Raw genomic sequence first — 20,799 nt, 5'->3', positions numbered from 1 at the left:
CTCGGCCTCTCCGCGGCATGCGCCATCGGTGCGCTGGCCGCCGCGGCGTCCGTCGCGGCGATGGCGCTCCCGGGCCGGCCGCGGCCCTGGCCGGTACACCTGCTGGGCCGAGCGGCGGCGGTCGCCGCCTGTGCGGCCGCGTCCGTCTACTCCCGCGCTGCTCGCCGCCGGCGCGGCCTGCCTGGCGAACTTCCGTACCGTCAGGTCCCCGTACTCGTGACGACGGGCCGGGGCCCCGTGGATTCCGTGTCGGTGTCGTCGGTGCCGACCGAGCCGCGGGGAAGCATCCGGTCCAGCCACTTCGGCAGCCACCAGTTGGCCCGGCCGAGGAGTGTCATGGTCGCCGGTACCAGCACCATGCGTACGACCGTGGCGTCGATGAAGATCGCGGTGGCCAGGCCGAGCCCGAACATCTTGGTGGAGGGGTCCTCGGCGACGGCGAAGGACAGGAAGACCGACACCATGATGAGGGCGGCCGAGGTGATGATCCGGGCGGTGCCCGAGACGCCCTCGACGATCGCCGTGCCGTTGTCGCCGGTGCGGAGGTACTCCTCGCGTACGCGGGAGAGGAGGAACACCTCGTAGTCCATCGAGAGGCCGAACAGGATGGCGAAGAGGAACGCCGGGATGAACGACACGATCGGAACCGTCGCTTCCAGCCCGATGAATGCGCCTCCCCAGCCCCACTGGAAGACCGCGACCATGATGCCGTAGGCCGCGCCGATGCTCAGCAGATTCAGCAGTACCGCCTTGAGCGGTACGAGTATCGAGCGGAAGACCAGCATCAGCAGCAGGAACGACATCGCCAGCACGGCGGCGACGATCACCGGCAGGCGCTGGCTGGTGCGTCGGCCCACATCGGACAGGCTCGCGGCGGCGCCGCCGACGTGGGCCCTGGCCGGGCCGGGCCCGATCGCCGTGGGCAGCACGTCGGTGCGCAGCCGGGCGATGGTGTCGGCCGTGGCCTTGTCCTGCGGGCTGGTGGTCGGGAACACCACGAGGGTCGCGATGCCGGTGGCCCGATCGATGTGCGTCGGCGCGACGGACGCGATGCCCGGATCCGCCGCGACCGCCCCGACGAGCCGGTCCAGCACTCCCGGATCACCGGTGGGGTCCGCGACGATGACGAGGGGACCGTTGGTGCCCGGGCCGAATCCCTCGGCGACGAGGTCGTAGGCCCGGCGCTCGGTACGGCTGTGGGGCAGTGAGCCGTCGTCGGGCAGGCCGACGCGCAGGCCGAACACAGGCAGCGTCGCCGTCAGCAGCAGCGCCGCGGCGCCGACCGCGTACGCCACCGGGTGCCGGCTGACGTGCCCGATCCAGCGACGCCACCCGGCGGCGTGGGCGGCACCTGCCGCCGGGTCCCGCCGCCCTGCGAGACGGGCCGGCTTCCTGGACCGCAGAGCCCGGCCGATCCGGCCGGCCCGGGCCAGGCGCGGGCCCGCCGCGCCGAGGAAGGCCGGCAGCAGCGTCACCGACGCGAGCACCATCGTCAGGACGACGATCGAGACGGCAAACCCGCCCACCGTCATGAACGGCACGTTCGCGACCGCCAGGCCGAGGATCGACACGACGACGGTGCCGCCGGCGAAGACCACCGGCCGCCCCGCCGTCGCCACCGCTCGTCCGGCCGCCGCCTGCGGATCGAGCCCGCACGCGAGGTACTCCCGGTGCCTGGCGAGCACGAACAGCGCGTAGTCGATGCCCACTCCGAGCCCGACCATGCTGCCCAGGACCGGTGCGAAGGTGGGGACCTCCGTCACCCCCGCCAGTACCGTCATCGTGGCGACCCCGACGGTCAGCCCGAAGACCGCCATGCCGATCGGCAGCGCGGCGGCGACGAGCGAACCGAACGCCAGGAACAGGATCGCGGCCGCGGCGAGGAGGCCGATCAGCTCGCTCACGCCGCCGTCGGCGTCGGAGAAGGCGTAGAAGAGGTTCCCGCCCATCTCGATGCGCAGCGGCAGCTCGGGGCGCAGCCGGTCGCCGAGATCGACGAGGGCGTCGAGGTCTTCGGCCGACAGCCGGCTCTGGTCGGGGTACTGCACCCGGACGACCGCGATCCGCCCGTCGGCCGAGACGAGGCCGCCGCGCACGGCGGTGTCCCCGCCCGCGTCGAGCGCCCCCGCCGGGTCGCTCGTGCCGAGCACGTGCGGCAGCCGCTTCACCTCGGCCCGCAGCCGGGTGAGAGCGGTGCGCGCGCCGTCGTCGTCGTCGTCGTCGTCGTCGAAGAACGTCGCACCGTCGTCGAGGGGGGTGACGACCACGTGGGCGGTCATCCCCTCCTGGCCGGTGCCTGCCCGCTCGATCAGTTCAGCGGCCTGTTGGGAGTCCAGTCCCGGAGCGGTCAGCGAGTCCGCGGTCCGCCCGCCGAAGGCGACGGCGGCGAGGACGGCGAGCGTGGCGGCGATCAGCCATGTCGCGATCACCCGCCAGGGATGGCGGGCGGCGCTTGCGCCCAGGCGCAGCAGGGCTTTCGAGAGCATCGGGTCCTCCAACCACCTGGTCGGCCGTCCTTGTACGGCCGCCGATACCGAGGCTCGTCGCCGCGGCGCTCCGCGGCATCGGCCCGCGGGCCGCGGATCCGTCGGCCCTGGGGCGGAGTGACGACCCGTCCTTTCGGCCGATGCGCGGCACGCCGTGGTCCCTAGGCTGAGAACCGTGCTCCGAGACGACCTGCGAACCCTGTGGACCGAACCCCGGCCGCCCGACGCGCCCGCCCGGGTGCGGCGGGACTGGGCGCTGCTCGCCGCGGGCCTTGCCGGTGCGGCACTGGAGGCCACCCTGCGCGAGAACGTCGTGTGGCGGCCGGCGGCGGTGGTGCTCGCCGTATGGCTGTGCCTGCTGCTCCTGTGGCGCCGGACCCACCCGCTGGCGATGGTGACGCTTGCCTTCGGCTCGGTGGTCCTGCTTCCGGTGGCCTCGCTCGTCGCCGCACCGCCCGAGCCCGTCGGCCTGTACACCGGCGCGGTCGTGCTCGTGCTGGTGTACGCGCTGCTCCGGTGGGGATCGGGACGGGAGATCGTGCTGGGCGGCGCGGTGATCCTCCCGGTCGGCGCGCTGTGTGTCGTCACGGACGGGTCCCCGGTCGTGGAAAAGGTCGTGGGCTTCGTCTTCCTGCTGCTGCCCGGCGTGGTCGGGGCTGCCGTGCGGTTCCGTGTGACCGCTCGCGAGCGGCAGTTGGAGCAGGTGCGCTCCCGCGAGCGCGTGCAGCTCGCCCGCGAACTGCACGACACGGTGGCCCACCACGTGTCGGCCATGGTGATCATCGCCCAGGCGGGCCGGGTGCTCGCGGGCACCGACCCGTCCGCCGCCGTCGAGGCGCTGGAGGGGGTCGAGGAGGAAGGGGCGCGCACGCTGGAGGAGATGCGCGCCATGGTCGCCACGCTGCGCGACCGCGGGGTCGGCGCCGAGCTGGCTCCGCCTGCGGGAGTCGCGGATCTGGAGCGCCTGGTGCGCACTCCTGGTGGTCGCCTCAGGGTCGACCTGCGGCTCGACGGCGAACTGGGCGCGCTGCCCCCGGCCGTGGACGCGGCCGTCTACCGGATCGTGCAGGAGTCGGTGACCAACGCGCTGCGCCATGCGGTCGACGCGACCGAGGTCGTCGTCCGGGTCGCCGCGGAACGGCACATGGTGCGGGTGAGCGTGCGCGACGACGGCCGGCGCACCGGCCGGGGTCGCGACGGATACGGACTTACCGGATTGCACGAGCGAGCGACGCTGCTCGGCGGCACACTACGAGCCGGCCCGGGTACCGACCGGGGCTGGCATGTCGACGCCGAACTGCCGAGAGCGAGGAGCGAGAGCCGTGTCCATTCGCGTCCTCATCGCTGACGACCAGGCGATCATCCGCACCGGGTTGCGGATCATGCTGAACGCCCAGCCCGGCATCGAGGTGGTCGGCGAGGCGGCCGACGGGCGTGAGGCGGTACGTCTGGCCCGCGAACTGCACCCCGACGTCTGTCTGTTCGACATCCGCATGCCCGTACTCGACGGGCTCGCGGCCACCCGGCTGGTCGCCGGCCCGGGCGTCGCCGACCCGCTGGCCGTGGTCGTCATCACCACGTTCGACCTCGACGAGTTCGTCTACGGCGCGCTGCGTGCCGGCGCCCGCGGATTCCTCCTCAAGGACACGGGACCGGACCTTCTGGCCCAGGCCGTACGGTCGGCTTCCGGCGGTGAGGCGCTCATCGCGCCCAGCGTCACCGTCCGTCTGCTCCAGGCCTTCGCGGACCTGCCCGCCGGCCGGCCCGTGGTCCAGCCGGTCTCCCCCGTCACCGCCCGCGAGGAGCAGGTGCTGCTCGCCGTCGCTCGCGGGCTGACCAACACCGAGATCGCCGATGCGCTGCACATCAGCCTCAGCACGGTGAAGACGCACCTGGCCAGCCTGATGGCCAAACTCGGCGCCCGCAACAGGGTCGAGATCGCGATGTGGGCCTACGAAACGCGCCGCATCCTCCCCGGAGCCTGAGCCCGCCTCGACGATCTGGATCAAGGACCTCTCCAGGACGACCCGACGATCACGACGCGATACGCGCCCTAGGCGTCGGCGTCCTGCGGGTACCAGCGCAGTTCGACCGTGTTGCCGTCCGGGTCCTTCACGTAGACCGACTGGGCCGAGCCGCGCGCGCCCCAGCGCGGGACGGGGCCCTCGAGGACGTCGAACGTGCCCGCGTCGATGATCTCCTGCCAATCCAGGGGGTCCACGACCAGGCAGATGTGGTCGACGTTGGACTCTCCTCGCGGGCGCGAGAAGAGGTCGATGACCGTGCCCTCGTCGATGCGCACCGACGGGAAGGGAACCTTGCCGGCCCGCCACTCCTCTACGCGCTCGGGCGTCAGGCCCAGCGCGCCGGTGTAGAACTCGAGCGCCCTGTCGACGTCGGTGACGTTGAGTACCAGGTGGTCGAAGGCTTTGACTCGCATGTGGGGGATCACCCTTCCGGAGTTGCGTGTACGTCTGATCTCGTGGATTCAGATGATCATGCTGTTCGCGGAGCCGGCGATCAAGTGTCCGGCCGGCTTGACATCAGGACGCCCGCGTCAGCGGGTCCGCTCGGAAGCGATCCGCGCCTGGCCGGGCGGACGGCTCTCTATGATGATCGCCGCTGAGCAACACGGGAACTCACGTGGACCGTTGACGGCGAAGGACTCGGGGAGCGGACATGACCACGCGGGTGAACGACATACCGTCCGGCAGACGGAGCGGGCGGCGCCCCCTGGCGACGGGGGCGGCCCTGGTCGCCCTCTGCTGGCTCACCACCGGATGCGGTCTCTTCGGGTGGGGGAACGAGACCATGGGCGTCGCCTGGGACACCCCCGCCGACCGCAAGGCCGAACCGCAGGGGACGGGAGCCTGGCTGTCCGGCGACACGCTGGTCCGCAGCCGCTTCGACGCGGTGACCGGCTTCCACGCCGCCACCGGCCGACGGAGCTGGGAGTACGTGCCGCCCGGCCGCTCGTCGGTCTGCCACGCCACGGCCGACACCGCCCGCTCGGTCCTGGTCCTCGTCCACGACGGGGACGGCGCCGCGTCCCCGGCCAAGGACACGTCCTGCACCACTGCCGTCGGCATCGACATGAAGGACGGCCGCGAGCTCTGGCGGGCCCCGCTCAGCGAGCCCGAGCAGCGCCGCCTCCAGGACTACTCGGTGTCCGCCGGCGGCGGCGTCGCCGTGCTCCTCCAGCAGGACGGGCTGCGCGCCGTGGACGTGCGCACCGGGAAGCCCCGCTGGAAGGCGGCCCTGCCGATGGACTGCGTCCCGGGCCGGACCGCGGCGGCCGAGCGTCAGATCTCCGCCTTCCTCGCCTGCGGCGGCGAGGACCGTACCGGGGACGACAAGATCGCGCAGGACGCCGAACTGCACACCGCCGCCTTCGACCCGGCCACCGGCGCGCTCCGCTGGTCCGCCCCGCTCGGGGGCCGGCGCCCCGTCGGCCACGACGACTTCACGGAGTTCGTGTCGGCCGATCCGGTGGTCGTGGCCGCCTCCGAGGACGGCGAGCGGGGGGCGTACTTCTCCTTCGGCCGGGACGGCCGCCCGAACCCTCCGATCGAATTCAGCGGCCCGTACGGCGAGATCGACTACCGCAACAGTTTCACCATGGCGGCGGCGGACGACCGCAGGCTCTACACCATGCCCGAACCCCCGACGAAGAGGTCCCGTGACAGCCGCTTCCACCTGACCGCCTTCGACCTGGCTACCGGCGCCCCCGCCTGGGGCGGCACCCCCGACGACGACCGCCTCGACGGCGACAGCGGGTACAGCCTCCTTGTCCAGAACGGGAAGCTCACCGTCCTCACCTCGCACCGCAAGAACCCCTACCGCGTCCGTGTCCTCGATCCGGCCACGGGCGAGCAGCGCGAGATCCGCGACCTGCCGGACGGTGTCGGTCCCGTGGACAGGATCTTCACGCACCAGGGCCGGCTCGTCGTCGCCCGCTACGACGCCCACGAGACGGGGTCCAGGCCCTTCACCGTCTACGAACGCCGCTGACGCGCCGCCGCACCACCGTCACCCTCGCGTCGCTCCGGATGCGGGCGCGAGGCGTGCGCACACCGCCTCAGCGGCGGCCTTCCCGGCGGGTGTACGTGTCGCTCGCGGTGAGCTGGGAGTTCATGACCGCGTCGGTACCGAAGGACACCCGGTCCTTGCGGGCCTGACGCAGTGCCTGCTCCTCCATGAGCAGCCCCTCGACCGTTTCCGTGCGGCTGCCGCCACGCCGCATCAGCGTGAACGTCAGCAGCACCCCGATGCCGCCGAGAACGCCGAAAAGGATCAGTACTGCGACCACGGTGCCTCCCCCCGTCGTTTCGGCCACGGTAACCCGCACGACCCGTTCCCGTCCCGGGAAGGGCGAGGAGAAGGGTGAGCTCAGCGCAGCAGGGCCGGGCTCGCCGTCGCGAGGACTCCGGCGATCCGCTCCCAGGTCTCCGTGGAGCGCGTGAGCGGTGGCAGGATCTCGCCCGAGCCCGTGCCCCAGGCGGTGGCCAGGGCCACGGGATCGCCGCCGGTGACGGCTCCCCCGGCGAGGGCCGCCGCGCCGAGCGCGACGAGTTCCTCGGCGGCGGGGACGACGAGGGGCCGCCCGGAGAGCCTGCGTACGGTATCGGTCCACATCCTGCCGCGCGCCCCGCCCCCGATCAGGCGCAGCGGCCGGTCCCGTACCGCGGGATCCGTCAGGTCGAGGCCGCAGGCGGTGAGGAGTTCGTCGAGGGCGCGCAGGAGGGTGAAGGCCGCGCCTTCGTAGGCGGCGCCGAGGATCGCGCGCGGGTCGGTGGCGTGGCGCAGTCCGGTGACGAGTCCGGCGGCGTGCGGCAGATCGGGGGTGCGCTCGCCGTCGAGGTACGGGAGCACGACGACCTCTCCGCCCGGTACGGCGTCCTCCCGGTCGAGGCCCAGGAGCGTGGCGAACCGGTCGACGGCGAGCGTGCAGTTGAGGGTGCAGCCCAGGGGGAGGTACGTGCCGTCGGTGGCGGCGAACCCGGCCAGCCCCGGGTCGGCCGGCCGGGCGCGGGTGGCCGCGAAGACCGTGCCGGAGGTGCCGAGGCTGACCACCGGGTGGTCGAGCAGGCCCGCCGCGCCGAGGCCGAGCCCTACGGCGGCGGCCATGTTGTCGCCGCTGCCGGCGGCGACGACGACGGTGCGGGGCAGCCCGAGGGCCTCCGCGGCGGCCGCGGCGAGGGTGCCGACGCGGGTGGCGCCGGAAGGGGCGACGGCGGGCAGCAGGGAGGGGGCGAGGCCCAGGAGGTCCAGGATCTCCCGGTCGTAGGAGCCGGCTGTAACGGCGGTGTCAGCGGTGACGTCAGTGGTGGACGATGCGTCTGAGGTGCCCGCCCCCGGGCCGTACCAGCACGTGCCCGAGGCGTCTCCGGGGTCCGTGACCGCGTGGCCCGTGAGGCGTTCCGTGAGGTAGTCGTGCGGGAGGCGGACGCCTGTCGTCGCCGCGGCGACGGCCGGTTCACGCTCGCGCAGCCACTGCCACTTCGCGGCGGTCATCGAGGCGACCGGCACCGAACCGGTGCGCTCCAGCCAGGACTTCGGTCCGCCGAGGCCGGCGGCGAGGGCGGCCGCCTGCGGCGCCGAGCGCGTGTCGTTCCAGAGCAGCGCGGGACGCAGGGGCCGGCCGTCGGCGCCGAGGGCGACCAGGCCGTGCTGCTGTCCGGCGACCGCGATGCCGGTGACGGAGGCGGCCGGGACGCCCGCCTCGCGTACCGCCGCGCGGACGGCCGTACCGAGGGCGGTCCACCACTCCTCGGGGTCGCTCTCCCGCGCTCCCCCGGTGCCGCTGACGGTGTGGGGGGCGCGGCCGACGGCGAGGAGCTCGCCGGTCCCGGCGTCGACGACGACGGCCTTGGTGGACTGCGTGGAGCTGTCCACGCCGATCACGACGGAGCGGTTGGCGCGCACGCCCTCACCTCTCATCTCTCTCGCGTCCCGTGTCCGGGTTCTGGGTTCGGCGGTTCTCGGTTCGGCGGTTCTGCGTTCGGCGGTTCCGGGTTCGGCAGATCTGGGTTCGGCAGATCTGGGTTCTCACCCATTGCTCCGGGAGCGGGTCTGGCGCCGCGGCACCCTCATCCCGTATTAGTTATCTCAGATAACAAATCCCCAGAGCAAGGGAAGGACCCACCATGCCGGAGCTTTTCTCCCCCACCCCCGAGGACCGCTTCACCTTCGGCCTCTGGACCGTCGGCTGGCAGGGCCGCGACCCCTTCGGCGAGGCCACCCGCCCGGCCCTCGACCCGGTCGAGGCCGTCGAGCGGCTCGCCGCCCTCGGCACGTACGGCATCACCTTCCACGACGACGACCTCATCCCCTTCGGCGCGTCGGAGAGCGAGCGCGAGACGGCCGTCAAGCGGTTCCGCGCCGCGCTGGAGCGGACCGGACTCGCGGTCCCGATGGCGACGACCAACCTCTTCACCCACCCGGTCTTCAAGGACGGCGCCTTCACCGCCAACGACCGGGACGTACGCCGCTTCGCCCTGCGCAAGACCCTCCGGAACATCGACCTCGCCGTCGAACTCGGCGCGACCGTGTACGTGGCCTGGGGCGGCCGCGAGGGCGCCGAGTCCGGCGCCGCCAAGGACGTGCGGGTCGCGCTCGACCGGATGAAGGAGGCCTTCGACCTCCTCGGCGAGTACGTCACCGAGCAGGGCTACGACCTGCGCTTCGCGATCGAGCCCAAGCCGAACGAGCCGCGCGGTGACATCCTGCTGCCCACCATCGGCCACGCCCTCGCCTTCATCGAGCGTCTGGAGCGCCCCGAGCTCGTCGGGGTGAACCCCGAGACGGGTCACGAGCAGATGGCCGGGCTCAACTTCCCGCACGGCATCGCCCAGGCCCTGTGGGCGGGCAAGCTCTTCCACATCGACCTCAACGGCCAGTCCGGCATCAAGTACGACCAGGACTTCCGCTTCGGCGCGGGCGATCTGCGCCAGGCGTTCTGGCTGGTGGACCTGCTGGAGACGGCCGGTTACGCGGGGCCGCGCCACTTCGACTTCAAGCCGGTCCGCACGGACGGTTACGACGGGGTCTGGGAGTCCGCGAAGAACTGCATGCGCAACTACCTCGTCCTCAAGGAGCGGGCGGCGGCCTTCCGCGCCGATCCGGACGTCGTCGCCGCCCTCGCCGCCTCCCGGCTGCCCGAGCTCGCCGTGCCCACGGCCGCCGACGGCCTCGCCGCGCTGCTCGCCGACCCCACGGCGTACGAGACGTTCGACCCGGACGCGGCCGCCGCCCGCTCCATGGCCTTCGAGCACCTCGACCAGCTGGCCCTGGAGCACCTCATCGGCGTCCGCTGAGCCACTCCGTGAGGTCAGCGCCAGGCGAGCGAGGAGCGCCGGACGACCAGCTCCGGCTGGAGCACCACGTGCTCGTGCCGGTGCTCGTCCGCCCGCTCGCCGGTCTCCTCCAGGAGCAGCTCGGCGGCCTTCGCCCCGAGCGTGAGCGCGGGCTGCCGTACAGAGGTCAGGGGTACGGTCGCGGCCGCCGCGAACTCGATGTCGTCGTAGCCGACGATGGCCATGTCCTCCGGGACCCGGACCCCGGCCGCGTACAGCGCCTGGAGCACACCGAGGGCCAGCAGGTCGTTGGCGCAGAAGACGGCGGTCGGCCGGTCGGCGAGGCCGAGGAGGCGGGCGCCCGCGTCGCGGCCGGAGGCCACGTCGAGGCGCTCGGCCGGGAGTTCCCGGAGGGCCGCGGCGGGCAGCCCGGCCTCCGCGAGCGCGAGGAGGGCTCCCTCGCGGCGGTCGCGGATCTGCTGGAGGTGGGGCGGGCCGCTGACGTACGCGAAGGAGCGGTGTCCCGCCGCCGCGAGGTGGCGGATCGCGAGGGAGCCGCCGACGACGTCGTCGACGGAGACCGAGCAGCCGTCACCCTCGCCGTCCTCGCCCGCGACCCGGTCGACGAGCACGGAGGGGATGCCGTGGCGGCGGAAGTCCCGCAGGTTCGCGCCGGTGGGGTCGGCGGGGGTGACGAGGACGCCGCGGACGCGCTGCTCGGCGAAGAGGGAGAGGTAGTCGGCCTCGTCGCCGGGGTTCTGGTCGCTGTTGCAGACCATGACGCCGAGGCCGGCGGCCCGGGCGGTGCGCTCGGCGCCGCGGGCGATGTCGACGAAGAACGGATTGCCCATGTCGAGCACGAGCAGCGCCATGATCCGGCTGCGGCCCGCGCGCAGTTGCCGGGCGGACTCGCTGCGGACGTAGCCGAGGCGGGCGATGACCCGCCGCACGTGCTGGAGCGTCGCGGGCGACACCCGGTCGGGCTGGTTGATCACGTTGGAGACGGTGCCGACGGATACTCCCGCCTCGCGGGCCACGTCCTTGATGCCGACGTTGCTGCCGCCGGCGTTGGTGCCTGTCTTGACGCCGGACTTGGCGCCGCCGTCGGCGCCTGCCGTGCTGTCGGCGTCGTCGTCTGCCTCGTCGCCGGCGTTCCCGACCGTCCGCGCGGTGTCCGTCATCCGTCCCACCTGGTCCGTCCTGCCCCTGCCGCCACCCGGTCCGGGTGGGCTTCCGCCCCGCGTTTCATCCTATGCGGCCCCCGGATCCGTCCCCTTCACGCCAGGTGGAAGACCTCGGTCAGCGGGCGCATCGCGGCGTCCGGGGCGCGCCCGTCGAGGTCCTCGAAGAACTCCGCCATCTCCGCCTGCCAGCGGGCGTTGACCTCCGCCGCCTCCATCGCGGCGAGCGCCCGGTCGAAGTCCGGGGTCTCCAGATAGCCGACGAGCAGGCCGTCCTCGCGCAGGAAGAGGGAGTAGTTGTGCCAGCCGGCGGCGGAGAGCGCGGCGAGCATGTCGGCCCAGACGTGCCGGTGCCGCTCGCGGTACTCCTCGATCCGCTCGGCCCGGACCTTCAGCAGGAAGCAGACCCGCCGCTCATGCGTGGACATCCGGCCCCTTCGTTCGACTGAAATGTTTCATTTCCATGCAGCAGGACGCGACGCTAGGGCGTCGACATGATCACGGTCAAGAGTCTTGACCGCTCCCCATCTGGTGGCCGGACCTCCCCGGTGAAGTGAATCGATTCACCTCATGGTCGCATGTCACCGCCCAGATCGTGGCCCCGGGCCCTGACATGACGAAGGAGCGGCCGGTCCCCCGTCAGGGACCGGCCGCTCCTCGCAAGGGTTCCGTTACGCCGATTCCCGGCGGACGAGCTCCGTGGGCAGGATGACCGTCGCCGGCTCCTCGCCCGCTATCCGAGCCAGGAGCGTCCGCACCATCTCGGTGCTGATCCGGTCCCAGGGCTGGCGGATGGTGGTGAGCGAGGGGCGGCTGGACACGGCCGCCGGGGAGTCGTCGAAGCCGCCGACCGCGATGTCCTCGGGGACCCGCCGGCCCGCGCGGGCGAGGGCGTCGAGGACGCCCTGCGCCATCAGGTCGGAGGCCACGAAGATCGCGTCGGTGTCGGGGGCGCGCTCCAGGAGGGCGACGGCCGCGTCCTCGCCGCTCGCCCGGCTGTAGTCACCGGTGGCGACGAGCGTCTCGTCGACCGGCAGTCCGACCTCGGCGAGCGTCTCGCGGTAGCCGGCGAGGCGCTCGACGCCGCCCGGGGTGTCGAGCGGACCGGTGACGGTGGCGATGCGGCGGCGCCCGGAGGCGTACAGGTGGCGCACCATGTCGCGGGCGCCTTCGCGGTCGTCGGCGGCGACGTAGCCGATCCTGGCGGTCTGGCCGAGCGGCTTGCCGCAGGCGACGACGGGCACGCCGGCCTCGTGCAGCCGGGCCACGACGGGTTCGCCGGAGTGGCTGGAGACGAGGAGGACACCGTCGACGTGGCCGGCCTCGATGTAGCGGAGGTTGCGGCGGCGTTCGTCCTCGGTGCCCGCGATCATCAGGAGGAGCGGGATGTCCTGGGCGGCGAGTGCCTGGGTGCAGGCGCGCAGCAGGACGTTGAAGTTGGGGTCCTCGAAGAAGCGCTCCTGCGGCTCGGTGAGGAGGAAGGCGACCGAGTCGGACTTGCCGGTGATCAGCGAGCGGGCGTGCCGGTTGACGACGTATCCCGTTCTGCGGATCGCCGCGTCGACGGCGGCCTTCGCCGACGGGCTGACGTAGTGGCCGCCGTTGAGGACACGGGAGACGGTGCCGCGCGAGACGCCGGCCTCGCGGGCCACGTCGTGGATGGTCGCCGGGCGGCGCCTTGCCGCTGCTGTGCTCATGCTGTGTGTTTCCCCTCGATCCCCTGCGGTTCAGGACTTTACGGCGCCGGAGAGCAGATCGAGGCTCCAGAAGCGCTGGATGAGAAGGAACAGGGCGATCAGCGGGACGACGGCCAGCAGCGCTCCCGTGATGACCAGGGTGTAGAGGGCGGGTTGGCTGGCGCCCTGCTTGAGAAGGGTGAACAGGCCTACGGTCATGGGGAACTTCTCGTCGTCGCCGAGCATGATGAACGGCAGGAGGAAGTTGTTCCAGATGGCGACGAACTGGAAGAGGAAGATCGTCACCAGGCCCGGGGCCATCATCGGGACGGCGATCCTGAGGAAGATCCGCCACTCGCCCGCGCCGTCCACGCGGGCCGCCTCGACGAGCTCCATCGGGACGGCGGCCTCGGCGTAGATGCGGCCGAGGTAGACGCCGTACGGGGAGAGGACGAGCGGCAGCAGGACGGAGACGTACGTGTCCGTCAGGTCGGCCTCGGCCATGAGCAGGTACTGCGGGATGGCGAGGATGACCGGGGGCATGAGGACGCCCGCGAGCATGATGTTGAAGAACGCCTCGCGGCCGCGGAAGCGGTAGACGGCGAGGGCGAAGCCGGCGAACGCGGAGACCACGGTGGACAGGATCCCGCCGAGGCCCGCGTACAGCACCGAGTTGGCCATCCAGCGCCAGTAGATGCCGTCGCGGTAGCCGGTGAGGTCGCCGATGTTGTCGCCGAGGCCGCTGCCGGGCAGGAACGTGAAGGTGGAGAAGAGTTCGTCGTCGGCCTTGGTGGCGGCGACGAGGACCCAGGCGACGGGCAGCAGGCAGTAGAGCGCGCCGAGGACGAGGGCGGCCGTCGGCAGCAGGGCGGTGCGGCGGGGGCCGGGGGTTCCCGCGGCGGAGGCGGGGGGCGGGCCCTGGGAGGTGCCGGGGGTGCTGCCGGCCGCGGGGGCCGCCTTGCGGAGCTTCGGGGAGGCGAGCCCGGTCATCGGCCTGCTCCTTGTGTGGTGCGGCGGTTGGAGATCCTGAGGAGCGCGAAGGACAGCGCGAAGGTGGCGAAGGCGAGCACGACGGCGGTGGCCGATGCGGCGTGGATGTTCCCGCCGGTGAAGGCGTCGCTGTAGACCTTCATCAGGGGGCTCCAGGTGGAGGGGATGCCGTTGGTGAGCGGCTTGAGCGTCATGGGCTCGTTGAAGACCTGGAGGGTCGCGATGATCGAGAAGAAGAAGGTGAGCACCAGCGAGGGCACCACCATCGGGATCTTGATGCGGAGCGCGATCTGGAGCTCGGAGCAGCCGTCGAGCTTGGCCGCCTCGTACACCTCGGTGGGCAGGGCGCGCAGCGCGGTGTAGATGACGATCATGTTGAAGCCGGTGCCGCCCCAGACGGCGATGTTGGCCATCGCGAGGTAGAGCGGTCCGCCGTCCATGAGGTCGGGCTGCGGGAGGCCGGCCTTGTCGAGGAGGTAGTGGAAGGGGCTGACGTCGGGGAGGTAGAGGAAGCCCCAGAGGACGGCCGCGATGACGCCGGGGACGGCGTACGGGAGGAAGATCGCGAGCCGGGCGAAGGAGCGGGCGCGGACGCGCTCGGAGTCGAGCAGGAGCGCGAAGAAGAGGGCGAGGCCGAGCATGACGGGGACGACGACGGCGCCGTAGCCGAGGACGCGCAGGGCGCTCGCGAGCAGTTCGGGGTCGGTGAGGGCGGAGGTGTAGTTGTCCAGGCCCGCCCAGACCTCGGACTTGGCGCCCTTGCCGAGGCCGAGGCCCTTGATCTCGATCTTGTGGAAGCTGAGCCGGACCGCGTAGCCGATGGGCAGGGCGAAGAAGAGCGCGAAGAGAATGGCGGCGGGCAGGAGGAAGCCATACGGGGCCGCTTTGACCCCGTACGACCGGCGCACGCCCTGGGGGGGCTGCGTCACTGGCCGTCTCCCCGGAGGCCCGGGCCGTCGGGCCGGGGAGGAATGGGGACTTGAGGCGGAACCGCGTAGTGGCGGAGTCTGCTGCGCATCTGTGGTGACCTGTGCATTCTTCCGTTGTCAGTGGTGGCCGTTAGCTTGATCTGTATGACGACGACGGCGGGGGTGGACGGAGGCGGGCACGCCCGGTACACGTACCGGCTGCGGGTCTCGTCCACTGCGCGTACGGCTCTGGAGGGCGAGTGGGCGCGGTGTCGGTGGGTATGGAATGACTGCGTGGCCATGTCCCGCAAGGTCCATGCCCTCAACCGGACGGCGGGGGAGGACACGACCTGCGGTCCGGCGCAGCTGGACAAGTTGCTGACCGAAGCACGCCGGTCGACGGCCTGGCTGCGGGAGGGTTCCTCGGTACCTCAGCAGCAGACCATCCGGGACTTCTCGAAATGGCACGAAAGCACGGCCGGGCCGTTCAACCGGTCCACCCCGCGCATACCACCATGGACTGCGCACGGTGCGGAGCGAGAGCCAAGCACGCACTTCCCCTTTCCGAGAGAACCTTCACGTGCACCGCGTGCGGAGCGGTGTCCCCCAGGGACAAGAACTCCGCCCGCGTGATGCTCGTCCGGGCTGGTCTCAACCCGGCTGGTGTCGATCTTGTAAGACCTGCCGCCTGCTAGGTGGCAGGCCAATTGACTCCTTCCCCTCGTTCACGAGGGGAAGGAGTCAATTGGCGACCTCGAAGCCCTGCTTCTCCAGGTCGGCGACGGTGGCGTCCCGCATCGCGGTGAGGGCTTCGGCGAAGCCGCTCCTGGCCTTGGCGGCCTTGCCGAACTGGTCCTTGAAGGAGGTGTAGGCGACGTTCACGTTGGGGCCCCAGGCGGCGGGGGCGGTGGTCTTCGCTATCTCGGCGGCGCGGGTGTAGAAGTCGGGCTGGTTGGCGAAGTAGTCGGGGGCCTTGGCGAGGGCGCCGCTGGTCTGGGCGGCGGTGGCCGCGGGGTAGATGCCGCTCTCCTTGACGAGGGCGGCGAGGGCCTCGGGGTCGGTGTTCAGCCAGGTGGCGAACCGGGCGGCGGCGGCCTTGTGCTTCGAGTCGGTGGTGACGGCGGTGGAGGAGCCGCCCCAGCTGCCGGTGGTGTTCTCGCCCTTGTTCCACTGCGGGAGGGGGGCCATGGCCCACTTGCCCTTGGTGTCGGGGGCGGCGGTGGTGAGGGTGCCGGGGGCCCAGACGGCGCTGACCCAGGCGATCTGCTCGCCGGTGTTGAGGGCCTTGTTCCAGGCGGGGGTGTACATGGGCTGGTTGTCGATGGCGCCCTCGGCGACCAGGCCGCCCCAGAAGTCGCCGACCTTCTTGGTGGCGGCGTCGTCGATGCCGACCTTCCAGGTGTCGCCCTCGAAGGTCCACCACTTGGCGCCGGCCTGCTGGGAGAGGCCGGCGAAGAGGCCCGCGTCGTTGGCGGAGAAGGTGGTCAGGGACTTCTTCGGTGCCTTCTTCTTGACGGCGCGGGCGGTCTCGGCGAACTCGTCCCAGGTGGTGGGGACGGTCAGGCCGTACTGCTTGAACAGGTCCTCGCGGTAGAAGAACATCAGCGGCCCGGAGTCCTGCGGCAGGGCGTAGACGGCCTCGCCGCCGAAGGTGGTCTGCTGCCAGATGCCGGGGGCGAACTTGTCCTTGACGCCCTGGACGTCCTGGGCGATGTCGGCGAGGGCGTCGTTGCTGACGAGCGTCGGCAGGGCCTGGTACTCGGCCTGCACCAGGTCGGGCGCCTTGTGGGCCTTCGCCGCGGTGATGATCTTGGTGACGAGGTCGTCGCCGGACGCCTGCTTCTGCACGGTGACCTTGATGTCGGGGTGCTTGGCGTTCCAGAGGGCCGCGACCTTGTCCATGCCGGGCGCCCAGGCCCAGTAGGTGAGCGAGACCGGGCCGGAGCCCTCGCCGCCGGAGTCCGAGCCGGAGTCGGAGGAACCGCAGGCGGTGAGCGCGGTGGCGCCGAGGAGGACGGCGATGGCGGCGGCGAGGCTGCGGCGCGTGATGTGGGGCATGGGGTACTTCTCCCTGACCGAAAGGGGCCTCTCTCGCAGACGGAGAGGCCGACCATGCATCTGTGAGCGTTCACAGTAGAGAAACGTTCCGGACACTTGTCAATGGTTGTTCGTGTGCGGTTATGTTGCGTTGTCACATCGAGATCATGTGTGTGCACGTTCCCAAATGAACAAAGCTTTTATCTTCCGACGCTTCAGGAGAGACTCATGCCGCAGACCACTCCCAAGGGCCTGCACCGGCTCGCGTTCGGCGGGGACTACAACCCCGAGCAGTGGCCGGAAAGCGTCTGGCAGGAGGACGTTCGGCTGATGCGCGAGGCCGGCGTCACCATGGTGAGCGTCGGCATCTTCTCCTGGGCGCTCCTGGAACCCGAGCGGGGCCGGTACGACTTCGGCTGGCTCGACCGGCTCCTCGACCTGCTGCACGCGCACGGCATCCGGGTCGACCTGGGCACGCCCACCGTGGCACCGCCCGCCTGGTTCTACCGCGCCCACCCCGAGGCACTGCCCGTCACCGCCGAGGGCGTGCGCTACTCGTACGGTTCGCGCGGGGCGATCTGTCACAGCTCGTCCGCCTACCGCGCGGCCGCCGCCGGCATCACCACCGAGCTGGCCCGCCGCTACGGCAGCCACCCGGCGCTCGCGCTCTGGCACGTCCACAACGAGTACGGCGTGCCCGTCAGCGCCTGCTACTGCGACAACTGCGCCGCCTACTTCCGCCACTGGCTGGACCGGACGTACGGCTCGGTCGAGGCCGTGAACGAGGCCTGGGGCACCGCCTTCTGGGGGCAGCGCTACGGCTCGTACGAGGAGATCGACCCGCCCCGGGTCACCCCGACCGTCGGCAACCCGGCCCAGCAGCTCGACTACCGCCGCTTCGCCGACACCACCATCCGGGAGAACTTCCGGACGGAACGGGACATCCTGCACGGGCTCGCCCCCGGCGTCCCCGTCACCACCAACTTCATGACCGCCCTCAGCCAGTGCGACTCGATCGACTACTGGGCCTGGGGCCGCGAGGTCGACCTCGTCACCAACGACCACTACCTGATGACCGACGGCCGCCGCACCCATGTCAACCTCGCCATGGCCGCCGACCTCACCCGCTCCGTCGCGGGCGGCGCGCCCTGGCTGCTCCTGGAGCACTCCACGTCCGGCGTGAACTGGCAGGCCCGCAACCCCGCCAAGCGCCCCGGCGAGATGGCCCGCAACTCCCTCGCCCACGTCGCCCGCGGCTCCGAGGGCGCCATGTTCTTCCAGTGGCGCCAGTCCCGGCGCGGCGCCGAGAAGTTCCACTCCGCGATGGTCCCGCACGGCGGCACCGACACTCGGGTCTGGCGTGAGGTCGTCGCCCTCGGGGCCGGCCTCGAGGCCCTGGAGGAGGTGCGCGGCACCCGGACGGTCCCGGACGTCGCCGTGCTCTGGGACTGGCACTCCTGGTGGGCGCAGAACCTGGAGTGGCGGCCGAACGCGGCGCACGACGCCCGCGAGCGCGCCGACAGCTTCTACGAGACCCTCTACGACCGGCACCTCACGGTCGACTTCGCGCACCCCGAGTCCGACCTCTCCGCGTACCCGCTGGTCGTCGTGCCCGCGCTCTACCTGATGACCGAGGCCGCCGGGCAGAACCTCCGCGAGTACGTCGAGAACGGCGGCACGCTCGTCGTCTCGTACTTCTCCGGCATCGTCGACGAACACGACGCCGTGCACCCCGGCGCCTACCCGGGCGCCCTGCGGGACGTCCTCGGCCTCACGGTCGAGGAGTGGTCCCCGCTCCTAGACGAGCAGCGCGTACGGATCACGGGGCCGGACGGCGCCTCGCTCACCGGCGACGTCTGGACGGAGTTCGTCCGGCCGTGCGGCGCCGAGACCGTGTGGTCGTACGCCGACGGGCCGGCCGCCGGCGGGCCCGCGGTCACCCGGCACCGGCTCGGCCGGGGCACCGCCTGGTACGTCTCCACCCGGCTCGACGCGGCCTCGCTCGACGCGATCGTCGCCGCCGCCGCCGAGGACGCCGGAGTCCCGGCCCGGGCCGCGCACGCCGCGCTCCCGCGCGATGTGGAGGTCGTGCGCCGCGCCGGGGACGGCGGGCAGCGGTACCTCTTCGCGCTCAACCACTCCGCCGAGGACGCCGTGGTGCCGCTGGACGGCCCCGGTACGGAGCTCCTCGGCGGCACGCCGGTCGACGGGAAGCTCACCGTCCCGGCCGGTGCCGTCGCGGTCGTCCGCCTGGACGCCTGACCGCACCGCTCCCCCTCCGGCCCCTGCCTTCTGCCTTCCGCCTCCTGGCTTCCGGCTTCCGGCTTCCGGCTTCTGGCTTCTGGCTTCTGGCCGGACCCCCGATCTCCCCGGGGGCGGCAGCGCCCCGCTGCGCCGCCCCCGGGTGAGCTGCACCACCCGTAAGGAACCACCCGCACCACACCTCACATCGGCCACCGTCGAAGGGACTCGACGATGCACCCCACCACCGTCAGAAGCCGCATCCGCCTGCGCGCCGCCGCCGTCGCCGCGGCGCTGGGAGCCCTGCTCCTCGCTCCGCTGCCTGCCGCGCCTCGGGCCGAGGCCGCCGCCACCCTCACCAACGCCGGGTTCGAGAGCGGCGCCACCGGGACCGCCACGCCCGCCGGCTGGTCCACCTACTCGGCCGCCGGCCAGAACGCCGCCTCCTTCACCGAGGCCGGGGGCCACAGCGGCGGCTACCGCCTCAGCCACTGGTCGGCGTCCGCCTACAAGGTGGAGACGTACCAGTACCTCTCCGGGCTCACCGACGGCACGTACACGCTCAGCGCCTGGGTCCGCTCCGGCGGCGGCCAGAACGCCGCCTACCTGGCCCTGCGCAACTGCGGCTCCGCCGAGCAGCGCACCGACCTGCCGGTGACGTCCAACGGCGCCTGGATACGGCTCGTCACCTCCGTGAAGGTCACCGGCGGCGCCTGCACCGTCAGCGTCAACTCCGATGCCAGGGCAGGGAACTGGCTGAACGTCGACGACCTCACCTTCGCCTCGGGCACGACCGGACTCGCGGTCAGGGGCGTCGACCTGTCCACGCTCAAGAAGAGCGAGGACCTCGGCGGAACCTACCGGACCGCCGCCGGCGCCACCGGCGACCCGGTCGCGATCCTCAAGAACGCGGGCGCCACGTACGGCCGCCTCAAGGTGTGGGTGAACCCGGCCGACGGCTACAACAACAAGGCGCGCGTCCTCGCCACCGCCCAGAAGATCAAGGCGCAGGGCATGAAGCTCCTCGTCGACTTCCACTACTCGGACATCTGGGCCGACCCGGGCGCCCAGAGCAAGCCCGCTGCCTGGGCAGGCCACTCGTACTCCCAGCTCACCACGGACGTCTACAACCACACCTACGACGTGCTCAACGCCCTGAAGGCGCAGGGCACCACGGCCGACATGGTGCAGATCGGCAACGAGATCAACACCGGGATGCTCTGGCCGGAGGGCTCGACGTCCAACTGGTCACAGCTCGGCGGGCTGCTCAAGTCCGGTATCAACGCGGCCAAGGCCGTCTCGTCGAACACGCAGATCGCCCTCCACCTCGCGAACGGCGGCGACAACGCCCTCTACCGGACGTGGTTCGACAACGCGACCGCGCAGGGCGTGAGTTACGACGTCATCGCCCTGTCCTTCTACGGCTACTGGCACGGCGCGCTGTCCGCGCTCCAGACCAACCTCGACGACATCTCGGCCCGTTACGGCAAGAAGGTCATGGTCGTCGAGACCGCCTACCCGTTCCGCCTCGACAGCGAGGACTCCCACGAGAACATCATCGACCTGTCGAGCGAGCTGGTGTCCGGGTACCCGGCGAGCAGCGCGGGCCAGTCGGCCTGGCTGCGGGACATCATGAACGTCGTCGAGGCCGTGCCGAACGGCCGCGGGCTCGGGGTCGTCTACTGGGAGCCCACCTGGACGGCCGTCGCGGGCAACGGCTGGGACCCCGCCGACTCCTCCTCGGGCAACGGCTGGGAGAACCAGGCCCTGTTCGGCTACGACGACAAGCTGCTCCCGGCGGCGAGCTGGCTCGCACACCGCTGATCACGCCAACCGGCGGAAGGGGCGGGCCCGTTCACGGGCCCCCCCCCCCCGCCAGCCCGGCCCCCGACCCCAACGCGGGCGGGGCCGCGGCCCCGCGCCCCGCCGGGGTGGGGCCCCGGGGGCCCCCCCCCGCCCCCCCGCGCCAGGGGCGGCCGCCGCCG

At 72.0% G+C, this 20,799-nt stretch carries 16 protein-coding genes and 1 pseudogene; 7 read left to right on the top strand and 10 right to left on the bottom strand.

The window, feature by feature from the left end:
* Positions 1-200: 200 nt before the first annotated feature.
* Positions 201-2,486 carry an MMPL family transporter gene (locus tag ACWFR1_RS08185; protein ID WP_453547880.1) on the bottom strand — a complete coding sequence of 762 codons (2,286 nt, stop codon included), beginning with the start codon at positions 2,484-2,486 and terminating at the stop codon, positions 201-203.
* 175 nt (positions 2,487-2,661) lie between these two features.
* Here ACWFR1_RS08185 and ACWFR1_RS08180 point away from each other — a divergent pair, with 175 nt between their 5' ends.
* The gene (locus ACWFR1_RS08180; protein ID WP_453547878.1) at positions 2,662-3,834 is read left to right on the top strand and encodes a sensor histidine kinase; all 1,173 of its coding nucleotides are present in this window, start codon (positions 2,662-2,664) and stop codon (positions 3,832-3,834) included.
* Complete coding sequence (locus ACWFR1_RS08175) at positions 3,809-4,471, top strand: response regulator (protein WP_453547876.1); 663 nt, start codon at positions 3,809-3,811, stop codon at positions 4,469-4,471. The genes ACWFR1_RS08180 and ACWFR1_RS08175 overlap by 26 nt, the downstream gene beginning before the upstream one ends.
* A gap of 68 nt (positions 4,472-4,539) precedes the next feature.
* Here the strand turns inward: ACWFR1_RS08175 and ACWFR1_RS08170 are convergent, their stop codons facing one another.
* Positions 4,540-4,926 carry a VOC family protein gene (locus ACWFR1_RS08170; RefSeq protein WP_453547874.1) on the bottom strand — a complete coding sequence of 129 codons (387 nt, stop codon included), beginning with the start codon at positions 4,924-4,926 and terminating at the stop codon, positions 4,540-4,542.
* A 239-nt stretch (positions 4,927-5,165) separates the two neighbouring features.
* On the opposite strand from ACWFR1_RS08170, the gene ACWFR1_RS08165 reads away from it, so the two are divergent.
* A complete protein-coding gene (locus ACWFR1_RS08165) occupies positions 5,166-6,497 on the top strand; it encodes an outer membrane protein assembly factor BamB family protein (protein WP_453547872.1) in 1,332 nt (443 codons plus the stop codon).
* Positions 6,498-6,564: 67 nt separating this feature from the next.
* On the opposite strand, the gene ACWFR1_RS08160 is transcribed toward ACWFR1_RS08165, so the two are convergent.
* Positions 6,565-6,795 (bottom strand): hypothetical protein, encoded by a 231-nt coding sequence (locus ACWFR1_RS08160; protein ID WP_453547870.1) that lies wholly within the window; start codon positions 6,793-6,795, stop codon positions 6,565-6,567.
* A gap of 80 nt (positions 6,796-6,875) precedes the next feature.
* Positions 6,876-8,426 carry a xylulokinase gene (gene xylB, locus ACWFR1_RS08155; RefSeq protein WP_453547868.1) on the bottom strand — a complete coding sequence of 517 codons (1,551 nt, stop codon included), beginning with the start codon at positions 8,424-8,426 and terminating at the stop codon, positions 6,876-6,878.
* 206 nt (positions 8,427-8,632) lie between these two features.
* Here xylB and xylA point away from each other — a divergent pair, with 206 nt between their 5' ends.
* On the top strand, positions 8,633-9,802 hold the full coding sequence (gene xylA / locus ACWFR1_RS08150; protein WP_453547866.1) for a xylose isomerase: 1,170 nt from the start codon (positions 8,633-8,635) through the stop codon (positions 9,800-9,802).
* A 14-nt stretch (positions 9,803-9,816) separates the two neighbouring features.
* Here xylA and ACWFR1_RS08145 read toward each other — a convergent pair whose 3' ends face one another.
* From ACWFR1_RS08145 to ACWFR1_RS08125, 5 genes are all read right to left on the bottom strand, one after another.
* On the bottom strand, positions 9,817-10,962 hold the full coding sequence (locus tag ACWFR1_RS08145; RefSeq protein WP_453547863.1) for a LacI family DNA-binding transcriptional regulator: 1,146 nt from the start codon (positions 10,960-10,962) through the stop codon (positions 9,817-9,819).
* A gap of 95 nt (positions 10,963-11,057) precedes the next feature.
* Positions 11,058-11,390, bottom strand: coding sequence for an L-rhamnose mutarotase (locus ACWFR1_RS08140; RefSeq protein ID WP_453547861.1), 333 nt, complete (start codon positions 11,388-11,390; stop codon positions 11,058-11,060).
* Positions 11,391-11,633: 243 nt separating this feature from the next.
* Positions 11,634-12,659 carry a LacI family DNA-binding transcriptional regulator gene (locus ACWFR1_RS08135; protein ID WP_453547859.1) on the bottom strand — a complete coding sequence of 342 codons (1,026 nt, stop codon included), beginning with the start codon at positions 12,657-12,659 and terminating at the stop codon, positions 11,634-11,636.
* Positions 12,660-12,689: 30 nt separating this feature from the next.
* Positions 12,690-13,628, bottom strand: a complete 939-nt coding sequence (locus tag ACWFR1_RS08130) for a carbohydrate ABC transporter permease (RefSeq protein ID WP_453547857.1) — start codon at positions 13,626-13,628, stop codon at positions 12,690-12,692.
* A complete protein-coding gene (locus ACWFR1_RS08125) occupies positions 13,625-14,557 on the bottom strand; it encodes a carbohydrate ABC transporter permease (protein ID WP_453547855.1) in 933 nt (310 codons plus the stop codon). Before ACWFR1_RS08125 ends, ACWFR1_RS08130 begins: the two co-directional genes overlap by 4 nt.
* 144 nt (positions 14,558-14,701) lie before the next feature.
* Here ACWFR1_RS08125 and ACWFR1_RS08120 point away from each other — a divergent pair.
* Positions 14,702-15,231, top strand: a pseudogene (locus tag ACWFR1_RS08120) (zinc ribbon domain-containing protein).
* A gap of 46 nt (positions 15,232-15,277) precedes the next feature.
* On the opposite strand, the gene ACWFR1_RS08115 reads toward ACWFR1_RS08120, so the two are convergent.
* A complete protein-coding gene (locus tag ACWFR1_RS08115) occupies positions 15,278-16,594 on the bottom strand; it encodes an ABC transporter substrate-binding protein (RefSeq protein WP_453547853.1) in 1,317 nt (438 codons plus the stop codon).
* 207 nt (positions 16,595-16,801) lie between these two features.
* Between ACWFR1_RS08115 and ACWFR1_RS08110 the strand changes: the two genes are divergently transcribed.
* Both ACWFR1_RS08110 and ACWFR1_RS08105 read left to right on the top strand, forming a co-directional pair.
* Positions 16,802-18,835, top strand: coding sequence for a beta-galactosidase (locus ACWFR1_RS08110; protein WP_453547851.1), 2,034 nt, complete (start codon positions 16,802-16,804; stop codon positions 18,833-18,835).
* Between the two features lie 213 nt (positions 18,836-19,048).
* Entirely contained in the window at positions 19,049-20,638 is a 1,590-nt protein-coding gene (locus ACWFR1_RS08105) for a glycoside hydrolase family 53 protein (RefSeq protein ID WP_453547849.1), read from the top strand.
* Positions 20,639-20,799 lie beyond the last annotated feature (161 nt).

The sequence above is a fragment of the Streptomyces sp. NPDC055103 genome, assembly GCF_053607625.1.
Note: the sequence above shows the minus strand (reverse complement) of the source record. Positions and strands in the feature narration are given on the sequence as shown.